The organism is Saccharibacter sp. 17.LH.SD (genome assembly GCF_009834805.1).
Taxonomy (GTDB): domain Bacteria; phylum Pseudomonadota; class Alphaproteobacteria; order Acetobacterales; family Acetobacteraceae; genus Saccharibacter.
Genome location: NZ_WVHO01000009.1, coordinates 462,705 through 485,314 on the forward strand (window position 1 = coordinate 462,705; position 22,610 = coordinate 485,314).

The following is a 22,610-nucleotide window of genomic DNA, read 5'->3' on the forward strand; positions in this document are numbered from 1 at the left end:
AAAGGGAGTTTCCACAAGACGGCTGGAGGAGTAGTCTACCAGCATGATTATGATGCCTTTTTCTTCTCCTCGTTTTTTATCGTCTCTTCAAAAAGCTGATGCAGCTTCTGAGGGGACTGTCCCTGCGCCGCGTTGGGATTTGTCGGATTTATATACCTCATCGGAAGATCCAGCGATTGAGGCAGATTTCTTATGGCTCGAGAAAGAAGCTCAAACATTTGAAAAGCGCTGGAAGGGGAATTTGGCCGTTTCATCTCCAGCGGCGTTGGCTGAGGCATTGGCCGATTATGAAAAAATTGAAGAAGGGTTGGGTAAAATTGCCTCCTATGCGCAGCTTCTTTTTGCTGCGCACACGACAGATGCTCAATGTGGGCGTTTTGCTCAAAGTGTAAGAGAGCGCGTTACGACGTTATCGACGCATTTGCTCTTCTTTTCCTTAGAGCTCAACCGACTTGATGACGAGGCAGTCCAGCACGCATTGCAAGACTTTGCTCTGGCGCCTTGGCAGTCTTATGTGCGTGATTTGCGCGTATTTCGTCCGTATCAGCTTTCGGATGACGTTGAGCGCGTGCTGATGGAAACATCTGTTTCTGGGCGTGGGGCATGGGTTCGACTGTTTGATGAAACCATGGCGGGCATGACGGCCACGATTGGTGATCAAACACTTCCTCTTAATGATGTCTTTAATCGTCTGACAGATAAAGACCGTTCAAAGCGTGAGGAAGCTGCGCGCGCTATTAGTGCCGCTTTGGTCGAGAAGCAGCATTTATTGGTGAGTATCACCAACACATTGGCAAAGGACAAAGCGATATCGGATAATTTGCGGGGTTATCCGCGGCCAGTGAGCAGCCGAAATCGCGCGAATATGGTGGAAGATAGCGTCGTTGATGCGCTGGTTGGTGCTGTTGATTCATCTTTCTCGCGTTTGTCCCATCGCTATTATGGGATGAAGGCCAAATGGTTAGGCCTAGAGACGCTTGAACATTGGGACCGTAATGCTCCTTTGCCGGATGTTGATGATAAACGGATCAGCTGGGAGGAAGGTAAGGCTATTGTTCATAAGGCTTATGCCGGGTTTGATCCCGAAATGGGGCAATATGCTGAGCTGTTTTTGAAAAATCCATGGATTGATGCGGCAGCTGTTCCGGGTAAGTCGTCAGGAGCGTTTGCTCATCCGGTGGTTCCATCTGTGCATCCGTACATTCTCATGAATTATCAAGGGCGTTCACGTGATGTGATGACCTTGGCTCATGAAATGGGGCATGGGATTCATCAGCTTCTTGCTGGGAAGAATCAGGGATATCTTCGTTCCTCAACGCCACTGACATTGGCTGAAACGGCCTCTGTTTTTGGAGAAATGCTGACCTTCCAGTCACTTTTAGAGGCGGAAACGTCACCTCAAAGGAAACGTCATCTTCTGGCGTCTAAAGTTGAGGATATGTTGAACACTGTTGTGCGCCAAATCGCGTTCTACCAATTTGAAGTAAAGCTGCATGATGAACGGCGTAAGGCAGAAGTTCCAGCCGAGCGTATAGGCGAAATTTGGCGGGAAGTTCAGGAAAGAAGTCTTGGCCCGGCTTTCCATTTCACGCCGGATTATAATCAGTATTGGTCATATATCCCGCACTTCATTCACGTTCCATTCTACGTGTACGCTTATGCCTTTGGGGATTGTTTGGTCAACGCGCTTTATGGGGTTTATCAGGATCAACCTGACGGATTTACAGAAAAATATAAAACCATGCTGGCTGCAGGGGGAACGCTAAGGCATCGCGAGCTGTTGGCACCCTTTGGGCTTGATGCGGGAGATCCAGCTTTCTGGAACCGTGGTTTGGATGTCATTAGCGGGTTGATTGATCAGCTTGAAGCAGACCCAACGTAAGGGAAAGGCGAGAGGGCATGGCACGAGAGCGCGACCTCGATAAAACAGGTTTCATGGACAGTATGCAGCGCATGCTTCGTACCTCCGGTGCAGTAGGAGGGGTTGCTGCGCGTATTGCGGGGCATCGGTTAGGTATTCGTTCTGACCGTGTGAGCCATGCTGAGGGGCTACGAGCTGTATTGGGGAATTTGCGTGGTCCTTTAATGAAGGGGGCGCAGATACTTTCGACCATACCAGGGGCATTGCCTGATGAATATGCTGAGGAGCTGGCGCACCTTCAGGCAAATGCACCGCCGATGGGATGGAATTTTGTGCAGCGCCGTATGCGTGCAGAGCTTGGTCCCCAATGGGAAGAAAATTTTCGTTCCTTTAGCCATGAGGCGGTGGCTGCCGCTTCTTTAGGTCAGGTGCATCGTGCGGCACTCGATGATGGGCGAGAAGTTGCCTGTAAGCTGCAATATCCTGGGATGACTGGGGCCATGGAGAGTGACCTCCGTCAGTTGAAGCGTGGCCTAGGCGTTTACGGATTTTTTGGGAGTGCTATTCGCCAAGATGAGGTTTATACTGAACTGGCAGAAAGGATGCGAGAAGAGCTAGATTATGAGCGTGAAGCGAGTCATCTGCGTCTTTATCGTTTAATTCTTCGGGATGTGCCTCAGGTTCATGTGCCGGAGCCGGTGGCGCCGTTGACAACGAAGCGCCTTCTGACGATGGACTGGCTTCCAGGCCGGTCGATGAAATCTGTCCTAGAGGAAGAGTTACCACAAAAAGAACGTAACGCGATTGCAAAAGCATTGTTTCAAGCGTGGTATCGCCCTGTTTATCGCTATGGTGTTATTCATGGTGACCCCCATATGGGGAATTTCACTATATGCAAGGATGGGGGTGTTAATCTACTTGATTTCGGTGCCGTGCGTGTTTTCTCACCGGGTTTTGTGGGTGGTGTTGTCGAGCTGTTTGATGCGTTACGTGACGATGATGAAGACCGGGCTTATCAAGCATATTATGCTTGGGGATTCCGTAATTTGTCGCGGGAAACGGCTAAGGTGCTGAATGAATGGGCACGGTTCTTTTATCGTCCATTGATGACGGATCGTGTCTGGACAATGCAGGAAAGCAACAACCCTGAAGAAGCACGCGAGGTTTTAGAACGTGTCTATGAGGGGTTAAAGCGCACGGGTGGCGTGACCTTGCCGCGGGAATTCGTCATGATGGACCGCTCAGCCATAGGGTTGGGAAGTGCCTTCTTACGTCTTGGCGCTCGCCTGAATTGGCATGAGATGTTCCAGGAATTGATTACTGATTTTAATGTGGATGAGTTGGCGGCGCGTCAGCGAGAGGCGTTGCGGCACGCAAAAGTAACACCAGCGCGCTCTATGATATAGCGCTCTGGTGTGTAACTATTATCGGGATAGTGCAGTCCCGATAATAGTTCTTGCTCGTTATTTGAAAAGCTTACTGAGGAAGCCGCCACCGATTTTTTCGGCTGTACCGGAGGCAAAGGATTTTCCCAGGTCAGAATTCAGGAAGTTTGAGACGACATTAGTCGTTGCGTTGTTTTCTCCGCCCTCTTTGTTCTCACTGTTATTTTGGCCGAGAAGACTCATCACGCCGTGAACATTTTGGAGTAGTTCGCCAATATTGCCCTGGCTTCCTTGGAAGAGATCAGCAGCTTTTTTAAGCTCATTCACCCATTCGCCAGCCTGGCTATCGCCGTTATCGGCGGCACCCTGCATTTTTCCAATCAGGCCATCAAGCAGCTGAAAGGCTTGTTCGGCGGTACTGCGGAACTGAGTGTAATTTTCGCTGATTTTCTCGAAGTCCATTATCATGGCCCTTTGATTCGGTGGGAAAGAGATTTCGTTCCATAACAGGAAAACATTACGGAACAGAAGAGATATTAGAAAAATGAAATCGCGTTACCATACTTGCGTGACGGGATGAGTTCTCCCATTTTGCAGTTATGGCTGCACGATCATCTAAAACACGCAAAAAACCCATAGCACCACGTCCGACGGATTTCTTCCCGGAGAAACAACCGGCGAAGCCCAAGGCACGTCGTTTTGTGGTGAAATCTGATTACGCTCCCTCAGGGGATCAACCTCAGGCGATCGCGCAGATCGTAGAGGGGATGAAAGCAGGGGAGCGAGACCAAGTTCTCTTGGGCGTTACAGGATCTGGTAAGACCTTTAGCATGGCTAAAGTGATTGAGGAGATACAACGCCCAACATTGATCATGGCCCCGAACAAAACACTGGCCGCACAGCTGTACAGCGAGATGAAACAGTTTTTCCCCAATAACGCGGTGGAATATTTTGTTTCATACTATGACTACTATCAGCCAGAAGCTTATGTGCCGCGATCAGATACGTTTATTGAAAAAGACAGTCAGCGTAATGAGCATATTGACCGAATGCGCCATTCTGCGACGCAGGCTCTTTTGGAACGGAATGACGTTATTATTGTTGCCTCTGTTTCTTGTATTTACGGTATTGGATCGCCTGAATCCTACGCTCGGATGATGATCCATCTTGAGGCAGGGGGGCGTATTGAACGTGATGAGCTCATTCGTTCTTTGGTTGAGCTGCAATATCAACGAAATGATTTAGGGTTTGATCGCGGGACATTTCGTGTTCGTGGTGAGCAAATAGATATTTTCCCTGTGCAGAATGAAGATCGCGCGTGGCGTGTAAGTTTGTTTGGTGATGAAATTGAAGAGGTGACAGAATTTGATCCCCTAACAGGGGTAAAAACGGCGGACCTTGGGGAAGTGAAACTTTACGCAAACTCACATTACGTCACGCCACGCCCAACTCTTAATCAAGCGATGGAGGTCATTAAGCAGGAGCTCCAAGAGCGTTTGGCATTTTTCCAAAAAGAGGGGAAACCATTAGAGGAAGAGCGTTTAAAACAGCGTTGTGATTTTGATTTGGAAATGATGGAAACGACGGGAGCCTGTAAGGGAATTGAAAATTATTCCCGTTATTTGTCAGGACGGCGACCAGGGGATCCACCCCCAACATTGTTTGAATATCTTCCTGAAGATGCCGTATTGATCGTCGATGAAAGTCATGTAGGCGTGCCGCAGATTGGCGGAATGGAGCGTGGAGATCGCGCACGAAAAGAAACACTCGCTGACTATGGTTTCCGACTGCCATCGTGCATCGACAACCGCCCGCTGTCTTTCGCTGAATGGGATGCTTTTCGCCCTCAGACACTTTTTGTTTCCGCAACACCTGGGAATTGGGAATTGGAGCAGACTGGCGGGGTTTTTGCTGAACAAATTATCCGTCCTACAGGGCTTGTTGATCCTATTACTATTGTGCGGCCTGTTGAGGGACAGGTGGATGATTTGTTGCATGAAGCGCGTGCGACCATTGCGCAGGGAGGACGTATTCTTGTAACGACCTTGACGAAAAAAATGGCTGAGGAACTTACAGAATATCTGGCAGAACATGATGTTCGTGTGCGCTATTTGCACTCAGATATTGATACGTTAGAGCGGATTGAGATTATCCGTGATTTACGTCTCGGCACGTTTGATGTTTTGGTTGGTATTAACCTGTTGCGCGAAGGGTTGGATATTCCTGAATGTGCGCTCGTGGCCATTTTAGATGCGGATAAGGAAGGGTTTTTACGGTCTCGCACATCGTTGATTCAAACGATTGGTCGTGCGGCGCGGAATGTGGAAGGGCGTGTGTTGCTCTATGCGGATAAAATAACAGATAGTTTGCGGTACGCGATTGATGAAACGGCACGCCGGCGTGAAAAGCAGATTGCTTGGAATGAGGCACACGGGATTACGCCACAAACGGTGCGTAGTCGGATCAACGATACCTTGTTTATGCAGGAAGAAATTTCTGGCAAAGAGAGTGCGTCGACAAAGACTGAGCCTGCGGTCTCTTTAGAGGCTTTGAGGAAACAAATGCGTGAGGCGGCTGCAGAGTTGGATTTTGAACAAGCGGCGCAGTTGCGTGATGAAATTCGGCGCCGTGAAGCAGAAGAGATTGGTCTAGTGCCGTCTGGTATTCCAGTAAAGAAGCGGGAATTTTTGAATAAAGATGAAGCACCACAAAAAAAGACACGTCGTCGTAAAAAGAAGGATTGATTTATGCTGGAATTAAAAAATGGTCGGCACCGACTAACGCTTCTTCCTGAAACGGGGGGAGCTATTGGACAATGGCAGGTTGATGGGTGTGATATGTTTTTCCCACTCGCCAACCCTAATTTACGGGCGCAACAGGGAGTAGAAGTTGGAGCCTATCCGTTGGTGCCGTATTCTAACCGTATTGCCCATGGTGCGTTTTCTTTTGGCGGAGAAGAATTTCAGTTATCGCCGAATATGACGGGCGAGACTCATCCTATCCATGGGAATGGGTGGGAGAATGCCTGGCGTGTTATGCATCAGGGAGAGGCCCATGCGGTTCTGGTGTTTGATCATACACCAGAAGAGGGGGAACAAAATGACCCACATTGGCCGTTTGCCTATCGGGCCGTTTTGTCATACGCCCTGCAAGGGGATCAGCTCGATGTGAGCATTGTGGTAGAAAATCGTGATTCCCGTGAGCAGCCTGTTGGTTTGGGCTTTCATCCCTATGTGACTGTCGGTGAAGGAACAACGCTATCTTTTGATGCGAAATATGTGTGGCTCACCGATGAGGAGAAGCTCCCCAAAGAAGCTAAGCCCTGCGAGGGGGACTGGTCTTTCCATAAACCTAAAGAGATCAGCGAATGTTCTATTGATAATGGGTTTGGTGGTTTTTCTGGGAAGGCGTTTGTGAAACATACAGACTCTCTTCCAAATTTAACGATTGAGGCTGACCCTATCTTCGAGCATTTCGTCGTGTTTAGTCAGCCCAAGAGTGGTTTTGTTGGGCTTGAGCCTGTGACGAATATGACAGATGCGATCAACCGACCGACGGTTGCGAAACGCGGCATTCATGTTCTGAAGCCAGGACAGCGTGTGGGGGGTAATATGCATTTCCGCCCGTCAGATGGGAGATAGGGCGACGATGAGTAGCGAGAAAGTCGCACTAAATCGGTATATTTCTCCTTATGGGGCGGCGGTATTACGGAAAGAACTGCGAGAATTAGCGCAAGTGGAACGCCCTAAGGTAGTGGAAGTGGTTTCATGGGCAGCCAGTAATGGAGATCGCTCAGAAAATGCTGATTACCAATATGGGAAAAAGCGGTTGAGGGAGATTGACCGGCGGCTTCGTTTCCTGACGAAGCGGTTGGATCAGGCAGTGGTGGTTGATCCGGCTGCGCAAACACAGCGTGATCGGGTCTTTTTTGGTGCGACCGTCACATATATTGATGAAGATGATAAAGAATATACTGTAACCATCTTAGGGGTGGATGAAGCAGATATTGTGCGTGGGGAGGTCAGTTTGATCTCTCCTGTTGCGCGTGCTCTCATGCGTGCACGGGTCGGTGATGAAGTGACGTTGCATACGCCGTCAGGACCGACGATGATCGACGTCTTGTCGATTGCGTATCCTGAACCCGTATAAGAAGGTTCCCCTGGAGTTAAGAGGCTTATGACGACATTCTCTGCACCTTGCCGTGTTGCTGTCCAGATGGACCCACTTGAGCATGTGAATATTGATGGTGATTCAACCTTTGCGATGATGCTGGAGGCCCAGAGAAGAGGGCATAAGCTGTTCGTTTATCATCCAACCTCTTTGGCGTTGGTCGAAGGGCAGGGGACATCAGGGCGTTTGCAAGCACGTGTAAGGCCTGTGCGTGTGCAGCGTCAGAAAGGGAACCATGCTGATTTTGGGCCGGAACAGACGGTGGATCTTGGCACTATGGACGTCATTTTGATGCGCCAGGATCCTCCTTTTGATATGGGCTATATTACGGCAACACATCTCTTAGAGCATATTCACGGTGTCGGGGATGGAAAGGCCCTAGTTGTTAATGATCCTGTCTCTGTAAGAAATGCGCCTGAAAAATTATTGGTCACGCATTTTCCAGATCTGATGCCGCCGACAGTCGTGACATGGGATCATGCTGTGATTGCAGCCTTCCGTGAGAAACATCAGGATATTATTTTAAAGCCACTTTATGGGAATGGCGGTGCCGGTATTTTCCGTGTGAAACCGGATGACGGTAATTTTGCTTCTTTATTGGAGATGCATTTCTCCCGGTCTCGTGAACCGTTGATGGTTCAGCGCTACGAGCCCGCTGTAACGCGGGGAGATAAGCGGATTATCCTCGTTGATGGTGAGCCCATTGGAGCCATTAATCGTGTTCCGGCAACAGGGGAGACGCGATCGAATATGCATGTTGGGGGTAGAGCCGAGCGCGTGGCTTTGACGGCAAGAGATAAAGAGATTTGTGCCTCTATTGGGCCTTATTTGAAAGAAAAAGGCTTAATTTTCACAGGGATTGATGTCATCGGTGACTGGCTGACGGAGATTAACGTGACATCTCCGACAGGGCTTCAAGAATTGGACCGCTTTGATGGTATCAATAGTGCAGGTTTGATTTGGGACGCTATTGAGAAGAAGCTGCGTTAAGGGAAGGTTTTCAACGGGAATAATATATCTCGTGATGTATTCTCATTGGGGGCTGTTGGGAAACAGGTTCCCCAATGAGGTATGTTCTCCCTAAGAAGGGGAGTATCTTCTTTATTTTATATAGAGTTACCAAAAATGTTTCCTAATGGTGAAAAAGACCATACGGGGAGCAGCAGCCTGGAGGGTTTGGAAAGTACCTTGTGGGTCGCTATTGACGAAGCCGTTACTACCGACAGTGGCGATATAGCGTTTATTAAAGAGATTTGAGACGTTAATTTGAAGCTCGAGCCCATGTAACCATGGATCGCGGTTGTGGAAGCGATATCCCATATTGAGATTGAAGACATCATTTGCGGGTACGTAGCGATCATTTGTATATGTGTAATAACGGCGGTCTTGGAACTGCATAAGCACATTTCCCCAAATTGTCCCGTCATCGTATCCGAGTTGAACATTGGCGAGATTTCGTGGTGTGTTTACAACGTTCTTGCCTTTGATATTGGCACTGATTTGGCCATTTGCATAAACATTATTGTCATAGCGAGAGTCATTAAAAGAATAGGATACGAACAGCGACCAATTTTGTACAAACCGCCAATTAAAAGCAGTTTCAATCCCTCGTGTGGTGACCCCTCCAGCATTAGTAAGCACAGAGGGGTTTCCTTGGATGCCGACACCTTGTGTTACCGAAAGAAGGCGATTTTGAAATTCGACATAATAGCCCGTGAGAGAAGCTTCTATTGTTTTATTATGGAAACGGTATCCGAGCTCTTCTGTGTTTGATTGCTCAGGGTGGATACGCCCCTTTAGATAGGCAAAGCCTGCATTAGTGGTTGAAAAGGGGCCTGATGTCTGTGCGCTATCGTAAGCAGCTATATTACGTGCATAATCAGCAAAAATTTCATGATGTTTTCCAAGCCGGTAGTGTGCACCAATTTGTGGTAAAAAACCATTGGAGGCGTTCATGGAACCGGATGGATATGTCGTAGGGAGTATTTTCCCTAAGATGTTCCCACTCATGGCCTTGGCTTGGTTATCAACAATGAGTGACTTGAAACCATAGGTTAACGTCAGCCGTCGCGTTATTTTCCAAACATCTCCAAGATGGACTTGATAGGTTTTTGTGTTGAAGCTGCTTTCCCATTGCGTTTCAAACGCATTTCCATGGTACCAGTGGCGCGTAGAGGGTGGGGCTGAGCGGGATAAAGGATAATAGCGGCGTGATTGTTCAAACGCGTTATTTTCAAACCAAAAACCGCCCTCAATATGGTGATTAGCGATGTGGTATTGGAGAGAACCGATAACACCTGTTCGGTGAATGTCATATTCAGTGGTACGCGTGGAGAGAGGTGACCCTCCAAGAGCAGCAGGGGTTGGATTATAAGGTGTTACCCAGGCTCCTTCACCAGAATTAACATGTCCATAACCTATGATGGTTCCCTTAAGCCGTGATGTGAGATCGAAGTTTAATTTCCCGTAGCCTAACGCATCTTGGCGTAAACCTGTTGAATTATAATAGGCGTCATTCTCGTTTGAAAAACCCTCGGGAAATGGAAGATTATGTTGATAGTCATAGGCTATTGATTGAGCGAGATCGTAATTTTTTGTGATATTGTCCCAACGATAGCCGTGTTGGTGAATGAGCGATAACGACAGGTCTTGATAATCATTTTCTTTACGTTTTGACCAACTTCCAAAAAGTGTTAGCGTAACGTGCTTACCTAATGGTTGAATATATTTGGCGTTGGCTTGGTCTTGTATTTGTTGGCCTTTTCCTTTCCATTTATTGGCATCTTGGTGATTATAAGAAACATAAAAGCGGCCTCCACCAGGTAGGTCACCACTATTGATACGCATAAAGGGGCGCCATGTTGTGGCTGAGCCGATGGACCCAGCAACATCCACTCCAAATTTATGCGTTGGATCGATAGAGGTAAATTGAAGGGCCCCACCTAGGTCATTAGAGGCTGCAACAGAGATGGAGCCGGCGCCTTGGGCAAGGGTAGCGGGGCCGTTATTTTCTGTTTGCAAAGCGCGTCCAATGGAAAGCCCATTCGTGTTGCCATAAGCTTGGTTTCCCAGCGGGATTCCATCCATCGTAAAGCCGAGACGGCTCTGGTCAAAGCCTCGAATTTCGATTTGTTGTGACCATTCGTAGGATCCAAGAGAATCAGAACCAGTAAACATCACCCCGGGCAGCTTGGAAAGCGCCTTCATAGGGTTCGTTCCTGGTGTGTTTTCCGAAAGCGCAAGACGTGAAAGCGTTTGTGTTTGACGTGTCGCACCACCACCAAGAACAAGCATGGTCTCACTATGATGAGCTTGAACGGCCGTTAAATGGCTACGCCGTGATGGGTGGTGAGGGAGGATATGGGGAGATCGCAGGGTAGAAGCAGTAGGATGATGATGGTGCCATGCGCTTTGTGGCTGAGCTATGGCAGAAAGTGGGAAACAGCAGGCGCTGGCGAGACCTGTGGTGAGGGCCAACTTACCATTTATGGACATCACAACCTTATTAAAAGATGAAGAAACGTAACGGCTGGAACCGTAGCTTTCATTTTTGAAATGGTGTGTGAACTTATAATGAACCTCGTGTGACACATTGATGACACATAGTCACACTCTGGACCATGACGAGGTTTATAGACTCCTAATCAATGTGGTTAGGGCGTTTCGTTGTGATCCGTTTTTGGATGGTGATCTTGAGAAGAATTAGGTTGTTCTTCGTTTAGAATGATTCGTTTGTCTTTACGGAAAGCTGCTTCAATGGTCTCAGAATCTTTCACACCGTTTGAATAATCCGATGATGCATAGTGAAAAAAGGAAGCGTTAGCCCCATCCGAAGAATTTTTTGCAGGATTTTTGTCGCGGGTAAATTTATTGACAAACCACGGAATGAGACGTTGGTGATAATAAACCAGAAATAAAGATAGCCATAATAGAAGAGCGAGGAGTGCAGAGAGAATATTAATGTAATTCATGTGGATGTTACCCTTCTATGCTTTTTGCATATTCTTATGCTACCAGTGTGTGGAGTTTTTGGGGAGGTGTTGTTGTCTTGCTAAAGATAGTCCCTTGAAGGACAGGCAGGAGCATGGTTGAACACCTCCACAAAGAGGCTCTCCCTTTGGGTGGGAAAGCTTAGAGTGAGGTTGCGTATTTCATGATGTCTTCCTTTCAGCCCCGGTCTGCTTTGGATGCCGATAGTGTCAAAGCGGCTTATCGTCGTTGGGCGCGGGTCTATGATTCTGTTTTTGGTGGTATTTCAGCCTTTGGGCGCCGTCGTGCTGTTGCTGCAGTAAATGCGTTGCCTGGGAAAAAGGTGCTAGAGGTAGGCGTGGGTACCGGGCTTGCCCTTCCATCTTACAATAAAGACAAGCGTATTACAGGGATTGATCTTTCGGAGGACATGCTGGAGCGTGCTCGCTTGCGTGTTTTACGGGATCATCTCGGAAATATTGATGATCTTTTGGAGATGGATGCTGAGGCAACGACGTTTGAAGATAATAGTTTTGATATCGCTGTTGCGATGTTTGTTGCTTCCGTCGTTCCGCACCCTGACCTGCTTCTGAAAGAATTGAAGCGGCTAGTGCGTCCTGGCGGACATATTCTTTTTGTAAATCATTTTTTAGCTGATGGTGGCGTGCGGCTAAAAATGGAACGTGTGATGGCGCGGGCCTCGCGTTCTCTCGGGTGGCATCCTGATTTTGCAATGGAAACTCTTTTGCCGCCAGAAGATAGGGCACGCGCTACGGTGACGCCTGTCCCCCCTATGGGATTGTTTACGCTCGTGACATTGCCGCAAAATAAGGATAGATAGGGGTTCGCCTTTATTTATTTCATTAATAGAGATGGTGAAATTGGGTGAAGGACGTCAAATTTTTGGCGTAGTATTTTTTATAGAAGTTGACGTGTTATCGTGATTTTAGGTCAGTTTCACATATCTCCTTCCTCCAAAGCTTCAGCTTTGGGGGCCGCCTTCTTACTACTTTCTTTATTTTCGGGCGTATTGGGAGGAGCGTTGGCGTTGCCGCTCTTCCATTTCCATCCGTCCTCCGGGATGGTCGTGTCGCACGCTGTTCTGATGACATTTTTTGTGATTTGTCCGGCTATTCTAGGCGGAGTCGCTCAGTGGTATCTCCCTAGAGCGTTGGGAGCAGAGCGTATGTCGCTGCCGTCCTGCTCAATTTTAGGTTTAGCTTTGCTCACGGTTGGGGACCTTATCTTACCCTTCGTGCCTTCTGCGGGTCTCGCTATTTGGGCATTAGGTATGCTCTCCGTCTCTTACAATATTATTGCAACAGTTCTCGAGGGGAGAGAGATTCGCTTCCGGGATATGCCACCACTTGCATGGTCTCTTTTGGCGACAGCATGTGCGTTGGTTGTGATTAATCCGGTTTTGTTGGCTCTTTTGGTGAAAGGGCAGTCTGTTTTGCCTTTGGTGCAGACACTGCGTCTGCCCGAAATGAGCTTGATACTGATCCCCTCATTGGGGCTTGTTGCGCAAATTTTTCTATCGGTCAGTGGGCATAAACAAGGGATTGTGCATCGTTTATCTCCCTATTTGTTCGGGGCTATGGGCGCTATTGGTCCATTATTATGGGTTGATACGCTTTTCGGTGGATTGCCACACGAAGCGTTATCCGTGGCCGTTATAATGGGTCAGGTCGTTCCAGGGCTTATATTGCTCGTCAGTTTGTGTATTGAAGGGTGGTCTTATTCCATCCGGCAGCGTGCTGCTTCTTTGTGGATTTTTGGCGCTGTTTTTCTCCTTTTAGTCGGTTGGTTGAGCTTACTTGCGCCTCATATTGTGGGGCAGATGGTCTTCCATGTAGAGGGGCGCATGGTCGCAGGGGCTGAATTTGGCCATCAAGCGGCTATTTTCGGGAGTTTAATGGCGCTGAGTGGGACATTCTACATATGGTTCTCCCACTATATGGATGTGCGGGGCGTATGGTTTGAAAGACTTGGGATGTTTCATGCGGCTGTAACATTCTTGGGGATTATGTGTTCGATCATCCCTACATGGAGTGTTTATGCGCCAGTAGCGCTCTTGGTGAGCGTTTTGGCCTTTGTGCTCATGGGCGTTGTGGCGTGGCGGCGATTTGTTTTGCACTGTGTTGGCGGAGATGCTCTGATACCAACGGACGGGAGATAAAGGTGTGGCGAGATTATTTGCCTCTTTCCCATTTTCGGCCGTAACGGCACAGCTGAAGTTAGAAGGACGTGACGGAGATGCTGCTCTAAGAGAGTGGCTCCAGCTTTTGAAGCCACGTGTCATTTCCCTCGTGGTTTTTACAGGTCTTGCTGGAATGGCCGTAGCGCCGCGTTGGCCGTCAGTGCCGATGGGGTTGATTATACTGGCATGTATTTGCGTTGGGGCTGGTGCCGCTGGTGCCATCAATATGTGGTATGATCGCGATATTGATGCGGTTATGCGTCGGACAAGTGTGAGGCCTATTCCTGATGGGCGCGTGCTCCCGGAAAGTGCTCTCATCTATGCCATTGTCTTGGCTGTGTTGTCTGTTGTGGTTTTGTGGCTTGCAACCAATCTACTGGCAGCGTCCATATTAGCTTTTTCGATTTTTTTCTATAGCGTTATTTACACCATGTGGCTGAAGAGAAGTACGCCACAGAATATTGTTATTGGTGGTGCGGCGGGGGCTTTCCCCCCCATGATTGGTTGGGCAGCAACGATGAATTCGTTAGATGTTTTGCCCGTTGTGATGTTTGCGATTGTTTTTTTGTGGACGCCGCCACATTTTTGGTCATTATCTCTCTACGCTTGCAAAGATTACGAGAAAGCTGGGATTCCAATGCTGCCCGTGATCAAGGGCCCTCGTTACACACGATGGAATATCCTGATTTATACACTCATTTTGAGTGGTATCACGTTAATTCCGAGCATCACAGGTGAGTGTGGTTGGTTTTATACGACCTGCGCATCGTTATTAGATGTTGGATTTCTGTATTTTGCCGTTAAAGTACTGGGTGACCGTCAGGATCAGAAAGGGTTTAGTTTGGATGGAGATCGGCCGGCAAAGCGGGCTTTTCGCTATTCGTTGCTTTATCTTTTCCTCCTTTTCTGTGGGCTTTTGATCGATAGGGTGCTCTTGGCATGACAGACCATCTCACACCTCAGCGTCGGCGTAGCCGTTTATCTGGCCTGGTAACAGGGTTGTTTTTCCTATCTCTGATGCTTTTTATCATCGCGCTTTACCATTTATGATGCGTGTAAATTCCGATGAAGCTCTACGCCACAAAGAAGGCCTCCATGCTGATGCACGGAGGCCTTCTTTATAGGTTGATTTCAGATAGTTTCTCAGCTTCCTTGCTGAATGGCTGAGAGAATCCAATTGCCGCGTCCATCTGCACGGACAAAAGTCCAGAGTTCTGTAACTGTTTGTGGCTCTGTCTGGCTTCCATCAATTACATTACCCATGGGATCAGTTGTCACGTCGATCATGGAATAACGCATCGCAACAGTTGCGTAGGTGAGAGATCCTTCACGCCATGCTTCGGAGAGGTCGCCTTGTAAAAATTGTACATTGGAGACGACGTTTCGTGCACCTCGGCTATTAAGTTCTGAAAGTTGTTCACCAAAATAGCTTGCCATTTCAGGTGTTGCTAATTGACGAAGTGCATTGATGTTTTGTGCGCTCCATGCGGCCTGTATATTCACCAAAATGCGCTGAAACTCTGTATAATCTTGGGAAGAAAGGGTAACAGGACCATTATTGGAGAAAGGGGTCGCACCGTTAGAGGAAGGCATTTTGGGTTTTCTCCATAGGCGGATCACTAAGATAATGATTCCGGCAAAAACAAGCACTTGGAAAAGGAAACCGAAAAATGAGCCGCCTCCGGTAAAGCCTCCAAAAAAGCCATGGCCACTCAGCATGCCAAAGACACCCGCTCCAATAAGCCCACCTGCAAAACCTGTCAGGAAGGGATGACGCGCAGCGAAAGACGGACGATTATAGCTATTGGGAGCGGCCGTACTATTTGACCCAAAAAAACCATTGGAGCGGCGTGTGTCACTCGGTGGTGTCACACTACGATTGATTGGTTGGTTCCAATTAGGTGTTACGGAGGTCCGTGGTGGAGCGCTCCATGTATGGCTACCACGGCTGCCCATAGAAGCACCACGACCGGCACGGGCATCAGCTTGAGGTGCGAGCGCAAAAAGAGGCACGCAAAACAAGGCGGTCATAAAAGAAAGAAGGCGGATACGCATGCGGTTACTGTCCTGCAATCGTCATGTGGTCAATGAGAAAGGTGGGGGTGTTGATGCTTTGTTCGAAGCAAAGATCATTGGCAGGCCTGAGCTGAGCGAACATATCACGTAAATTACCGGCCACAGTAAATCCTGAAAGTGGTTCGGCAATTTGGCCATTCCGGATCATGAAACCTGATGCACCACGACTATAGTCACCCGTCAACATATTAACAGCATTTCCCATTAACTCGGTAATGAAAATACCGTCATGAATATCGTGAAAGAGTTCTGTGACGGAGAGAGAGCCGGGATGAAGGAAAAGGTTACTCGTACCAGGATGTACACTTCCCTTGAGAGAGCGTGTTGCACGGCCATTAGGGCTTAACCCCAATTGTCGTGCGCAGCGGCTATCGAGGAGCCAATGTGACAATATCCCATGTGAGATCAGATCAAGAGAAGGTGTAGAACAGCCTTCTCCATCGAAAGGGCGAGAGCCAAGGCCGCGTGGCCGGGTAGGGTCATCACTGATTGTGATCGTTTCAGGGAAAAGCTGTTGTCCCATCCTTTCTTTGAGGAAGGAAGTGCCGCGGACAATGGCTGTTCCGTTTATTGCGGCGGCTAAATGCCCTAGAATGGAGGAGGCGATGCGTCGGTCAAAAATAACGGGATATTGTCCCGTTTTAGGGCGCACGGAGTTAAGTCTGGCTAAGGTGCGCTGCGCGGCATCTTTTCCTAAAGAAGCAGGGGAGGGGAGGTCACTTTGATGGCAAGCACTACGCACAGCGTAATCACGCTCCATATGGTCCTCTGATCCCGCGAGTACACTAATCCCTAACCCATATTGACTGCGCTGATATTGCCCACGAAAGCCCGCACTTGTTGCGAGGGCAATATCGTAATAGCCAGCACTGGCTGAGGCGCCACTACTATTGGTGATATTTTTAAATGAAAGAGCTGCTGCTTCCATCTCTGAGGCTTGAGACAATAATGTTGAGATATCCGGCTCTTCTGTTGGATCTAAAAGATCAAGCGAGCGGATAGCGGTCTCGTCAATGAGAGAGAGAGGGTTGTCAGCCAGTCCATCATAGGGCGACTCTGGAACAAGACGTGCCATAGAGCAGGCGCGCTCTGCTAGCTGGTTGAGTGCATTCGGTGAGAGATCATTTCCTGAAACAGAAGCAAAGCGTTTTCCGTGGAAGACGCGCAATCCAAGGGAGAGGGCTTCGGCATGTTTGATCCCTTCAGCCTTCCCCTGGCGAACCATCGCAGAACGGCTGCGCCCATGTGTAATGATGACATCAGCGTGATCAGCACCATGCTGGCGTGCTGCGTTGAGGGCGAGGTCTAGAAGGGGGGAAAGTTGGGTCATGGGGCTGTTAGAAATGAGTGGATATCATGAGGTTGAGGAATGGTATTAGCTGATCCGACACTGGTCACTGTGGGAGCCCCTTCAAAGAGTGAACGAGCAACGCTGAGAATGTCATCTTCGGTAACGTTATCGATACGTCGTACGATTTCATCGGTTGGTATGATACGCCCATGCACTTGCAGCTGTCGGGCTATTTGTGAACAGCGACTCCCTGTGCTTTCCAGCGACATGAGGAGGGATGCTTTGAGTTGGGTACGAGCTCTCTCAATCTCTGCTTTGCTCAGGCCTTTTTGTAGAGTGCGGAGTTCATTAAGCATAGCAGGGACAAGCTCATCTATTTGATGAGGGCTTGTGCCGGCATAGAGGCCGAAGAGACCACTATCGGCAAAGGGGCTTGCGAAAGAATAGACGCTATAGACGAGGCCACGACGCTCTCTTATCTCTTGGAAAAGACGTGAAGACATGCCTCCTCCTAAGAGTGTCGATAAGATCATTGCCGAATAATAGCGTGGATCGCGGTAGCTTGGGGCGGGGAAGCCTAAAAGAAGATGGACTTGATCAAGCTTACGCGGGGTTTGATGGATCCCGCCTTTATAGTGTGCGGGAGAGGCGGTAGGCGGCGTATGTGTTGAGAGGTCAGAGAAATGACGTTCTACCCGCTCGACCACATCATCATGGTGAAGATTCCCAGCAGCGGCAATCACAATATTTTTTGTGCTGTAATGCTGTTGCATGTACCCCATGAGGGTTTCGCGTTCCATCGACGCGACAATGTCTTCGCGCCCGAGGATGGGGCGTCCCATAGGTTGATCGGGGAAAGCACATTCTTGGAAAAAATCGAAAATGATATCGTCAGGCGTATCATTGGCCTGGCCGATTTCTTGTAAAATCACGCCACGTTCCCGTTCCACTTCTTCAGGAAGAAAGGTGCTGTGTGTGAGGATATCACCGATGAGATCAATGCCCAGAGGCAGATCATTTTTGAGGAGTTTGACGTAATAGGCTGTGTTTTCACGCGCAGTATAAGCATTAATGTAGCCACCCACATTTTCGATTTCCTCTGCAATACGTGCAGCGGAGCGGCGATGGGTGCCTTTAAAAGCCATATGCTCTAGAAAATGGGCAGCACCATTATGAGCTGCGTCCTCATTGCGTGTTCCTGACGCAATATAGGCACCGAAAGAGACGGTTTCGACCTGTTCCATACGTTCTGTAACGATATTAAGGCCATTTTCGAGAGTCGTATGTCTAATGTGATGTTCGCTCATGAAGATCCGTTATAGTCGTAGACAAAGGAGGAGAAAGACGGGTTAAAGTCCCATCCTTTTCCTATTAAAAGGTGACATTAATGATTGTGGCGATGAGCAAGAACAGCTTCTTGAACGCGAGCTAAATCATTTGGCAAGACCTGATAATGTTCTTCACGGGTGAGAAGGTCAGCGAGGTGAGGCGGCAAACCAGGTGAAATGCCAGTCGCTTTTTTGACAGCATCGGGGAACTTAGCTGGATGAGCCGTCGCTGCTGCAACCATGGGGATTCCTGCTTCGCGATAATGTTCACCTGCGGCTAAACCAATGGCACTGTGCGGGTCTGCGAGGTAATGGCTACGACGGTAGAAACGTGCCATCGCTTTCAGCGTTTTCTCATCATTTAGGGCGAGACCGCAAAAATTTTCACGGGTTTGTTTCCAGGCGTCATGGGGAACGGCCATGTGCCCCGTCTGACGAAATTCTTGCATAATGGCCCGGCAACGATCAGAGTCGCGTCCAAGCATTTCAAAAAGCAAACGCTCAAAATTGGATGACACTTGAATGTCCATGGAGGGGGAGAGACTAGGTTCTACCTTATGGACGCTCATATCATTATTGAGCAGGAAGCGTGTGAGAATATCGTTTCTATTGGAGCCAACACAAAGCTTCCGGATGGGAAGGCCCATTTGTCCCGCAGCCCATGCGGCAAGAATATTGCCAAAATTTCCCGTTGGCACGGCGAAGGAAACTTGCCTATCAGGAGCCCCAAGGGCGAGGGCGGCACGAATATAGTAAGGGATTTGAGCAGCAATACGGGCCCAGTTGATCGAATTGACGGCCGATAATGAGCATTCATTACGGAATTTTTCGTCAGCGAACATGGCTTTCACCATGTCCTGGCATGTGTCGAAATCGCCTTCAACGGCGATATTTAACACATTATCTTCTTTTACGGTCGTCATTTGACGGCGCTGCACGTCTGATGTGCGACCGTGGGGATGAAGAATAACGATGGAAACACGCTCTCTGCCACGAAATGCCTCAATGGCGGCAGACCCCGTATCCCCAGAGGTTGCCCCAACGATTGTAACGTGGCGATCACGTTGCTTGAGCACATACTCAAATAAACGGCCTAGCATCTGCATGGCCATGTCTTTGAAAGCTAAAGTAGGGCCATGGAAAAGCTCCAGTGAGAATAGCCCTTCTTCGACTTCCACGAGCGGCGTGATCGCGGCATGGTCAAACTGACTATAGACCTCCCGGCACATAGTACGCAGGGTCTCGAGGTCTATACAGCCTTCTGTAAATAGACCAATGACCTCTGCGGCAAGGTCAGGATAAGACAGAGTGCGCCATAGGTTGAGAGTCTCACGAGGGACGAAAGGCCAGTGGGTCGGTAAATAAAGCCCACCATCATCAGCTAGACCGCTGAGCAGGATATCGGAGAAATTGGGAGCATTGGCACCGACTGTGCCGCGCGTGGATCGGTAAAGCATAAGGTTTTATAACACCGAAATAAGATTATGGCAGGGCGATCTCAACTAAATGTGTTGCATTTTTTGATGCGGCATCAGGTGTGTCTTTGAGGAGAACAGCAAGACGCAATGCAGCTTTTGAGCTACGAGGAAGAAGAGCGATGTCCTGCGCTTGGGTTAGTTTCTCATCATGAAGAAGGCGTAGTGGAATCCGGTCCGCACCGAAAGCGAGAAGATCTCCATGATCAATATCGATCATATACAAAGTGTCTTTATCGTTTATGGCTAGGCCCCCGAGGCTAGGCGTTGAGCGCCATTTAGCCATCCCTTCAATTTGTTCTGCTGGGCTTATGCTAGGGTCTGTTAGGAGGGCTGTTGCTAGACGGTATAATGGCCCGGTCGGTGTTTGATAAAAAAGCCATTGTTCAGAATGATCAAGCACCATGAAACGGATGTTACCGCCGCTATAGGGCTCTCCATTTGCTGCTTTGACGATATGTCCATTCCGCAGGAGGGGGGTATGTGAGCTGAGGGAAGGAGAATTTTCCAAAATTCTGCGCACATGAGCTTCTTTGAGGTCGATCACAACGAGAGCAGGGTCCTGCTCATCGCCGAGATATGCTGTGGTGTCTGTGACTTGAATGATAGGAAAATGACTGGTGGAATGGGCAGCCGCTCCGACGGGGATACGGTTTAAGATCGTGCCAGAAGTAGGTGCGATATTAAGAAGTTCAAATTTTGGCCCGCGCGTTACCCCCCATATGCCTTGGCTATTGGCGGTTAAGGCCGTTAGAGGTGGAAGGCCGGTAAGCGGATACAGCTGACCATCGACCAAATCGATACGCTGAGGGACGCCTTGATCGTCCAGACTGTAGAGCGTTCCACTTGGGAGAGCTGTCAGGAAAGGCATGACAGGGCTGGAGAGTGGATGGTCTGCTATAAAATGTGCTTGAGTGGGCGCATTTTGCCACGGGCGTTCGGCCCGTGCTGAATGAGAAACGAGGGGCGTAGCGCATGCAAGAAATGCGCACGAGGCAATTAAACGAGATAAACGCATTGTCATGGCAAGTATGTTTGTAGTTCCTGAGGGGTTTGGCAAGATTGGTTCTTATTAATTCCTTGTTAAAGACGGCAAAAAAACGGTTAAGACATAAAGAATGATGGAGTCACGAGAGATTGATGAAGCGTATTCCGCTTTTCAGAAAGGAGACTTTTTGAAGGCGGAACAGGCAGCGCGTTTTTTAATTCAAACGACAGGGGTCATGCATCCTGAGGCTGTGCATATTCTAGCATCCATTGCTTTACATAGGCAGCAATCAGCGACGGCAGTTGCGTTAATTGGTCGTGTTTTAAAGGAGAAAGAAGCGTCTCGCTCGGCCACGGTGGAGGGGCGGTTATATCAAACATTAGGGCGTGCTTTGTTGGCTGAGGGACAGGCAGAAGCCGCACGAGCGTCTTTTTCCATCGCGGTGTCTTTGTTTCCAGAAGAGGCTGCTTCCCACGCTGGGCTGGGAGAGACCCTGTTACAGTTAAACCGCTCGCATGACGCGGTCGTGGCTTTGCGTCAGGCTGTGACATTGGCCCCTCGTCAGCCATCATTCTGGTATTTTTTGGCACAGGCGCAGCAGAAGGCTGGCGCTGTTGCCGATGCAGAATATTCGTGGAGACAGCTCGTGACGTTATGCCCACAGGATGGAGCGGTGTATGCGAATCATGGTGCTTGTTTATTTGAGTTGCGTCGTGTGGAAGCGGCTTCTAAGGCGTTGGAGCAAGCGCTTGCTTTAGGGTGTCATACGGCACGAACTTATAACAACTTGGCGCTTGTTCGTAATGCGCAGGGAACCATGCAGGAAGCACGTGATCTTTTCCAAAAAGCGTATCAACGTGCACCTGGTGATCGTGACATCTACATTAATTATGCAGCGGCCTTATTTGAAATGGGAGAGGTTGCTGAGAGTGCAGCATGGCTGGAAAAACTGTCCCAGGGGCATTTAGAGGGCGTGGAATATGCACGGGTTCGTCTCAATGAAGCCGCTCTTTCTTTAGCGCGTAATGAATGGGAAAAGGGATGGGAAGCTTTTGAAGCACGCCGTACGTTATTGCCTCCTATGGTGACAACGCCTCTGCCAGAGGTCCCATTATGGGAAGGAGAGGAAGGAAAAGAACCAATTGCGGTATATGGAGAGCAAGGTGTTGGTGATGTTCTTCAATTTTTGAGATTTTTGCCCGATATCATGAAAAAACGTCCTGTGAGGCTAGATGTTTCTGCAGACATTCTCTCTTTTGTAAAAGAGCGCATGACTTTGCCGGAAGGACGTTTGTGTGAGGCGCACGATAATGTGGTTGCTCAGCAGAGTTTGCTCAGTATGCCTTATGTTTTGAAGCGTTATTGTGCACCGGATCCACAACCTTATTGCCGAAATTTAGTTCAATCAGAGAAAGGTCTTATTGGTTTATGTTGGGCTGGAAACCCGGCTTATGCTTTTGACCGGCGGCGTTCTATTCCGGTTCAATTACTAGAACCTTTTCGATGTCTTTCTGATGTACGGTTTTTGAGTCTCCAACAACATCAAGTGGCTCCAGATTGGATGGAAAAAGCGCCGCTCTCGACACTACGAGATGTTGCATATGCGGTTGATCGTTGTTCGCTCATTGTGAGTGTGGATAGTTTTGTTGGGCATCTTGCCGGTGCTCTTGGCCGTCCCTTATGGCTTTTGAATCGCAAAGGAGGGGATTGGCGGTGGCAGGGAATGCCCTGGTATGAAAATGTGCGAATGTTCCAAGCAACAGCTGCGACCCCACCCTATGAGAGCTGGCCAGATGTTATTCATCGGGTTGTGCACGCTTTGGAGAAGGCCATTACGGAGATAGAAGATCCCATATTATAAAGAGGA

At 48.8% G+C, this 22,610-nt stretch carries 18 protein-coding genes; 10 read left to right on the forward strand and 8 right to left on the reverse strand.

Annotated features, from left to right (window positions below):
• Positions 1-43 precede the first annotated feature (43 nt).
• On the forward strand, positions 44-1,882 hold the full coding sequence (locus GS501_RS03520; protein ID WP_237442379.1) for a M3 family oligoendopeptidase: 1,839 nt from the start codon (positions 44-46) through the stop codon (positions 1,880-1,882).
• Between the two features lie 17 nt (positions 1,883-1,899).
• Complete coding sequence (locus GS501_RS03525; protein ID WP_160830461.1) at positions 1,900-3,267, forward strand: AarF/ABC1/UbiB kinase family protein; 1,368 nt, start codon at positions 1,900-1,902, stop codon at positions 3,265-3,267.
• 57 nt (positions 3,268-3,324) lie between these two features.
• Here GS501_RS03525 and GS501_RS03530 read toward each other — a convergent pair whose 3' ends face one another.
• On the reverse strand, positions 3,325-3,708 hold the full coding sequence (locus GS501_RS03530; protein ID WP_237442380.1) for a hypothetical protein: 384 nt from the start codon (positions 3,706-3,708) through the stop codon (positions 3,325-3,327).
• A 137-nt stretch (positions 3,709-3,845) separates the two neighbouring features.
• Between GS501_RS03530 and uvrB the strand changes: the two genes are divergently transcribed.
• From uvrB to gshB, 4 genes are read left to right on the forward strand one after another with little or no spacing between them, the layout of a single operon-like run.
• On the forward strand, positions 3,846-5,990 hold the full coding sequence (uvrB, locus tag GS501_RS03535; protein WP_160830463.1) for an excinuclease ABC subunit UvrB: 2,145 nt from the start codon (positions 3,846-3,848) through the stop codon (positions 5,988-5,990).
• Between the two features lie 3 nt (positions 5,991-5,993).
• A complete protein-coding gene (locus tag GS501_RS03540; protein ID WP_160830464.1) occupies positions 5,994-6,887 on the forward strand; it encodes an aldose 1-epimerase in 894 nt (297 codons plus the stop codon).
• Positions 6,888-6,894: 7 nt separating this feature from the next.
• Entirely contained in the window at positions 6,895-7,395 is a 501-nt protein-coding gene (gene greB / locus GS501_RS03545) for a transcription elongation factor GreB (RefSeq protein WP_160830465.1), read from the forward strand.
• 27 nt (positions 7,396-7,422) lie between these two features.
• A complete protein-coding gene (gene gshB, locus GS501_RS03550; protein WP_160830466.1) occupies positions 7,423-8,406 on the forward strand; it encodes a glutathione synthase in 984 nt (327 codons plus the stop codon).
• A 126-nt stretch (positions 8,407-8,532) separates the two neighbouring features.
• Here the strand turns inward: gshB and GS501_RS03555 are convergent, their stop codons facing one another.
• Together GS501_RS03555 and GS501_RS03560 are read right to left on the reverse strand one after the other, a co-directional pair.
• Positions 8,533-10,911 carry a TonB-dependent receptor gene (locus GS501_RS03555; RefSeq protein ID WP_160830689.1) on the reverse strand — a complete coding sequence of 793 codons (2,379 nt, stop codon included), beginning with the start codon at positions 10,909-10,911 and terminating at the stop codon, positions 8,533-8,535.
• 158 nt (positions 10,912-11,069) lie between these two features.
• Positions 11,070-11,387 (reverse strand): hypothetical protein, encoded by a 318-nt coding sequence (locus GS501_RS03560; RefSeq protein WP_160830467.1) that lies wholly within the window; start codon positions 11,385-11,387, stop codon positions 11,070-11,072.
• A 182-nt stretch (positions 11,388-11,569) separates the two neighbouring features.
• On the opposite strand from GS501_RS03560, the gene GS501_RS03565 reads away from it, so the two are divergent.
• The 3 genes from GS501_RS03565 (at position 11,570) to GS501_RS03575 (ending at position 14,528) form a co-directional block, all read left to right on the forward strand.
• The gene (locus GS501_RS03565) at positions 11,570-12,226 is read left to right on the forward strand and encodes a class I SAM-dependent methyltransferase (RefSeq protein ID WP_160830468.1); all 657 of its coding nucleotides are present in this window, start codon (positions 11,570-11,572) and stop codon (positions 12,224-12,226) included.
• 99 nt (positions 12,227-12,325) lie between these two features.
• A complete protein-coding gene (locus GS501_RS03570; RefSeq protein WP_408906235.1) occupies positions 12,326-13,564 on the forward strand; it encodes a cbb3-type cytochrome c oxidase subunit I in 1,239 nt (412 codons plus the stop codon).
• A gap of 52 nt (positions 13,565-13,616) precedes the next feature.
• Complete coding sequence (locus tag GS501_RS03575; RefSeq protein ID WP_160830690.1) at positions 13,617-14,528, forward strand: heme o synthase; 912 nt, start codon at positions 13,617-13,619, stop codon at positions 14,526-14,528.
• A 200-nt stretch (positions 14,529-14,728) separates the two neighbouring features.
• Here the strand turns inward: GS501_RS03575 and GS501_RS03580 are convergent, their stop codons facing one another.
• From GS501_RS03580 to GS501_RS03600, 5 genes are all read right to left on the reverse strand, one after another.
• Positions 14,729-15,640 carry a Tim44-like domain-containing protein gene (locus GS501_RS03580; protein WP_160830470.1) on the reverse strand — a complete coding sequence of 304 codons (912 nt, stop codon included), beginning with the start codon at positions 15,638-15,640 and terminating at the stop codon, positions 14,729-14,731.
• Between the two features lie 4 nt (positions 15,641-15,644).
• Entirely contained in the window at positions 15,645-16,991 is a 1,347-nt protein-coding gene (locus GS501_RS03585) for a TldD/PmbA family protein (RefSeq protein WP_160830471.1), read from the reverse strand.
• Positions 16,988-18,259, reverse strand: coding sequence for a pitrilysin family protein (locus GS501_RS03590; RefSeq protein WP_160830472.1), 1,272 nt, complete (start codon positions 18,257-18,259; stop codon positions 16,988-16,990). Before GS501_RS03590 ends, GS501_RS03585 begins: the two co-directional genes overlap by 4 nt.
• Before the next feature lie 77 nt (positions 18,260-18,336).
• The gene (gene thrC, locus GS501_RS03595; RefSeq protein WP_160830473.1) at positions 18,337-19,737 is read right to left on the reverse strand and encodes a threonine synthase; all 1,401 of its coding nucleotides are present in this window, start codon (positions 19,735-19,737) and stop codon (positions 18,337-18,339) included.
• A gap of 25 nt (positions 19,738-19,762) precedes the next feature.
• Positions 19,763-20,779: a hypothetical protein gene (locus GS501_RS03600; RefSeq protein WP_160830474.1), complete on the reverse strand. Its 1,017-nt coding sequence runs from the start codon at positions 20,777-20,779 to the stop codon at positions 19,763-19,765.
• Positions 20,780-20,873: 94 nt separating this feature from the next.
• Here GS501_RS03600 and GS501_RS03605 point away from each other — a divergent pair, with 94 nt between their 5' ends.
• Positions 20,874-22,604, forward strand: a complete 1,731-nt coding sequence (locus GS501_RS03605; RefSeq protein ID WP_160830475.1) for a tetratricopeptide repeat protein — start codon at positions 20,874-20,876, stop codon at positions 22,602-22,604.
• Positions 22,605-22,610 lie beyond the last annotated feature (6 nt).